General features: G+C 63.5%; 2 protein-coding genes and 1 pseudogene. All 3 read left to right on the top strand.

Annotated features, from left to right (window positions below; translation table 11 throughout):
• Positions 1-874: HAMP domain-containing sensor histidine kinase (locus ENZ74_RS31075; protein WP_164761358.1), on the top strand; the 874-nt coding region annotated here is incomplete at its 5' end.
• Positions 875-891: 17 nt separating this feature from the next.
• Positions 892-1,353 (top strand): hypothetical protein, encoded by a 462-nt coding sequence (locus ENZ74_RS31070; protein WP_013528335.1) that lies wholly within the window; start codon positions 892-894, stop codon positions 1,351-1,353.
• Between the two features lie 164 nt (positions 1,354-1,517).
• Positions 1,518-1,741: pseudogene (locus tag ENZ74_RS31060) on the top strand (PTS fructose transporter subunit IIA); the annotation flags it as partial.

Genomic DNA, 1,741 nt, shown 5'->3' with positions numbered 1-1,741 from the left:
CGCCAATCCGCTGCGCCGGCTGTCGGCGGCGGCGGTGCGAGTGCGGCGCGGCGTCAAGAGCCGTGAGGAGATCCCCGACTTTTCCGACCGCCAGGACGAGATCGGCAATCTGTCGATCGCCATACGCGACATGACCAACGCGCTCTACGCCCGGATCGAGGCGATCGAAAGCTTCGCGGCCGATGTCTCGCACGAGCTGAAAAACCCGCTGACGTCGCTGCGCAGCGCGGTGGAGACCTTGCCGCTGGCCAAGAACGACGATTCGCGCGGCCGGCTGATGGATATCATCCAGCACGATGTCAGGCGGCTGGACCGGCTCATCACCGATATTTCCGACGCATCGCGCCTGGACGCGGAACTCGCGCGTGAAGATGCGGGAACGGTCGATTTGAAGAAATTCATCACCGATCTGGTCGCCGTTTCGCGCGAAGCGACGCGCAACAAGAAGGCGGTCGAGATCGAGTTCAAGGCCGCCAAACTGCCGCAGGGCGTCAAAGGCTATGTCGTCGTCGGCCATGATCTGCGCATCGGCCAGGTCATCACCAATTTGATCGAGAACGCCCGTTCCTTCGTTCCCGAGGATCATGGCCACATCAGCCTGTCGCTGGCGCGTGCCGGCAAGTTCAACATCGTCACCGTCGACGACAATGGCCCCGGCATCCGCGCCGACAACATCGACCGCATCTTCGAACGCTTCTACACGGACCGGCCGGCCGGCGAGGCGTTCGGCCAGAATTCGGGCCTTGGCCTGTCGATATCCAGGCAGATCGTCGAGGCCCATGGCGGCACGCTCACCGCCGAGAACATCCCCGGCACCAAACCCGGCGAGATCAAGGGCGCGCGTTTTGTGGTGACGTTGCCGGCCGAAGGCTGAGAGCATGAATTCCAACCATGCCTGGTCCAGCCGTGCAGCCTGAAAACATTCACGCGACAATGGTTTTGATCGGCGAGCGCGGCATTCTCATCACCGGAGCCTCCGGCTCGGGCAAGACGGCGCTGGCGCTGGCGCTCATAGATCATTGTCGCCAGCGCGGATCGTTCGCGCGGCTCGTCGGTGACGATCAGCTCTTTGTCGAGGCGCATGCCGGGCGGCTTCTGTGCCGCGCTCCCGCCGCCATAGAAGGCCTCGTCGAGGTGCCTGGGCTCGGCCCCCGGCCTCTGCCATTCGAGCCGGCAGGCCTCGTCGACCTGCATGTCCACCTGGTGCCGGCCGATGAAGCGCCGCGCTTCCAGGAGGATGCCGCTAGCAGCATCGTGGGTTGTCTGGTGCCACAGGTCGATGTGGTCGAACGCAATATCCCGGCGGCCTTACCGGTCGTGATGGCGCGGCTGTCGATCGCGCCTTTTCTATGATCCGCTCCGGGTTTTTTGCTGCAATGCGTCAAAATGGCATGCGCCTGCGCAATTTTGGGCTTGTCAACGGGCCGCGCGTCGACAAGATAGCGCTCCCGCCGCCTGGATTGGCTGGCGAGCATAAAATGCGCCTGTGAAGCGGCGATGACGGGAGCCACCAAAGAATGATCGGACTCGTGCTTGTAACGCACGGTCAACTGGCCACCGAGTTCCGACATGCCGTCGAACATGTCGTCGGGCCACAAGACAATTTCGAAACCGTGGCGATCGGTGCCGACGACGATATGGAGCAGCGTCGGCGCGACATTGTCGACGCGGTTGCCCGTGTCGACACCGGGGCGGGCGTCATCGTGCTGACCGACATGTTCGGCGGCACGCCCTCCAATCT

The organism is Mesorhizobium sp. M7A.F.Ca.CA.002.15.2.1 (assembly GCF_003998715.1).
GTDB classification, from domain to species: Bacteria; Pseudomonadota; Alphaproteobacteria; order Rhizobiales; family Rhizobiaceae; genus Mesorhizobium; species Mesorhizobium ciceri.
Note: the sequence above shows the minus strand (reverse complement) of the source record. Positions and strands in the feature narration are given on the sequence as shown.